This window comes from Shigella sp. SIG3 (assembly GCF_053555855.1).
Genome location: NZ_JBQZXE010000228.1, coordinates 1 through 1,790 on the forward strand (window position 1 = coordinate 1; position 1,790 = coordinate 1,790).

3 protein-coding genes and 1 pseudogene are annotated in these 1,790 nt (G+C 44.4%); 2 read left to right on the top strand and 2 right to left on the bottom strand.

What is annotated here, in order from left to right:
• Positions 1–454, top strand: a 454-nt coding sequence (locus ACUU1I_RS20395; RefSeq protein WP_449144905.1) for a tail fiber protein, incomplete at its 5' end; no start/stop codon positions are given.
• A gap of 2 nt (positions 455–456) precedes the next feature.
• Positions 457–990: a tail fiber assembly protein gene (locus tag ACUU1I_RS20400; RefSeq protein WP_000972124.1), complete on the top strand. Its 534-nt coding sequence runs from the start codon at positions 457–459 to the stop codon at positions 988–990.
• Positions 991–1,018: 28 nt separating this feature from the next.
• On the opposite strand, the gene ACUU1I_RS20405 is transcribed toward ACUU1I_RS20400, so the two are convergent.
• Both ACUU1I_RS20405 and ACUU1I_RS20410 read right to left on the bottom strand, forming a co-directional pair.
• Positions 1,019–1,546, bottom strand: coding sequence for a tail fiber assembly protein (locus ACUU1I_RS20405; RefSeq protein WP_000972106.1), 528 nt, complete (start codon positions 1,544–1,546; stop codon positions 1,019–1,021).
• A 1-nt stretch (position 1,547) separates the two neighbouring features.
• A pseudogene (locus ACUU1I_RS20410) lies at positions 1,548–1,790 on the bottom strand (phage tail protein); the annotation flags it as partial.

The following is a 1,790-nucleotide window of genomic DNA, read 5'->3' on the forward strand; positions in this document are numbered from 1 at the left end:
AGCTGTTGGCTGGAACTGGAATAGCGGTGTTTATGATGCAAATATCAGCGGTGCATCAACATTAATCCTCCACTTCAATAAGAATACGGGGAGCTGCCCTGCTGTACAGTTCCGTGTGAATTATAAGAACGGCGGTATTTTTTATCGTTCAGCGCGTGATGGTTATGGATTTGAGGCTGGCTGGTCAGAGTTTTACACCACAACACGCAAGCCATCAGCGAGAGATGTTGGCGCATATACGCAGGCAGAATGTAACTCAAGGTTTATTACAGGTATTCGCCTTGGTGGTCTGTCATCTGTTCGGACATGGAATGGTCCCGGCTGGTCTGACAGGTCAGGTTATGTTGTTACCGGTTCCGTTAACTCAAACAGAGATGAACTAATTGATACAACTCAGGCAAGGCCAATTCAGTATTGCATTAATGGGACGTGGTATAACGCGGGGAGTATTTAACGATGATGCACTTAAAAAACATTTCTGCTGGTAATCCTGAAACAAAAGAGCAATACCAGCTAACGAAACAATTTAACATCAAATGGCTTTATACAGAGGATGGGAAAAACTGGTATGAGGAACAAAAGAACTTTCAGCCTGATACGTTGAAAATGGTCTATGACCACAACGGCGTTATTATTTGTATTGAAAAGGATGTTTCAGCAATTAATCCGGAAGGCGCAAGCGTCGTTGAGGTTCCTGATATTACAGCAAATCGCCGGGCTGATATTTCAGGTAAATGGATGTTCAAAGATGGCATAGTGATAAAGCGAACTTATACCGGGGAAGAGCAGAGGCAACAAGTGGAAAATGAAAAGCAAAGCCTGTTGCAACTTGTCAGGGATAAAACCCAGCTATGGGACTCACAGCTACGACTGGGCATCATTTCCGCCGGGAATAAGCAGAAATTAACCGAGTGGATGCTCTACGCGCAGAAGGTCGAATCCACAGACACCTCCAGTCTGCCAGTAACGTTTCCCGAACAACCAGAATGAGAGAAGGCCCGCTATCGGGCCTTAATTTTTACTCTGGTTTTTGTGGCCATTCTGGCTTTGCCGTATCCACACGGCTGACCAGAACACTGTAGCGTTCCCATGACTCCAGTCGTGCGCATTCCTCATCTGTTGCCATATTCAGCCTGACAGAGCGCTCCAGCGGCTGGATGACTGATTCAGCTTCGGAAAGCAATGCGGCTTTTTGTGATTCGGCCTGTTGCTGCTGTTCGTCTGCCGTATAAATCCGCTTAACCACAGCTCCGTCCTTAAACATCCACTTCCCGGAATCATCGGCACGACGATTTGCTGTTATATCGGGGACCTCAACGACGCTAAAGCCTTCAGGATTAAGCGTGGAGGCATCTTTAGTGATGGCGACAATAATATTATTTTCATCGTAAACAATCTTTATTGTATCTGGCTGAAAGTTCTTCACTTCCCCATACCAGTTTTTTCCGTCTTCTGTCCACAACCAGATTACGTCAAAATTCTTTGTTAATTCGTACTGTTCCAGTGTTTTAGCGTTACCCGCTTTAATGTTCTTTAAGTGCATCATATTAAACGCTCGCTACATTATACCAAGTGCCATTTATATACTTTTGAATCGGTCTGTAATAAACACCCGCAATATTATCGGCAGAGTTGAACCTGTATCCTGAACATTAATACCAGACAATACATGACCTGAAGGGCACTGAAAATTCCATGTTTGCCAGTTGTTCACTCCATAATATTGCTGTGAACCAAGTCGAACATCTTTCACATATCTGGAATCAAAATTGCCATAGTTGCCGGGAATA

What these genes read in the sequence shown, in the direction of transcription:
- ACUU1I_RS20400 (WP_000972124.1), top strand. Translation starts at nt 457, where the DNA reads ATGATGCACTTAAAAAACATTTCTGCTGGTAATCCTGAAACAAAAGAG.
- ACUU1I_RS20405 (WP_000972106.1), bottom strand. Translation starts at nt 1,546, where the DNA reads ATGATGCACTTAAAGAACATTAAAGCGGGTAACGCTAAAACACTGGAA.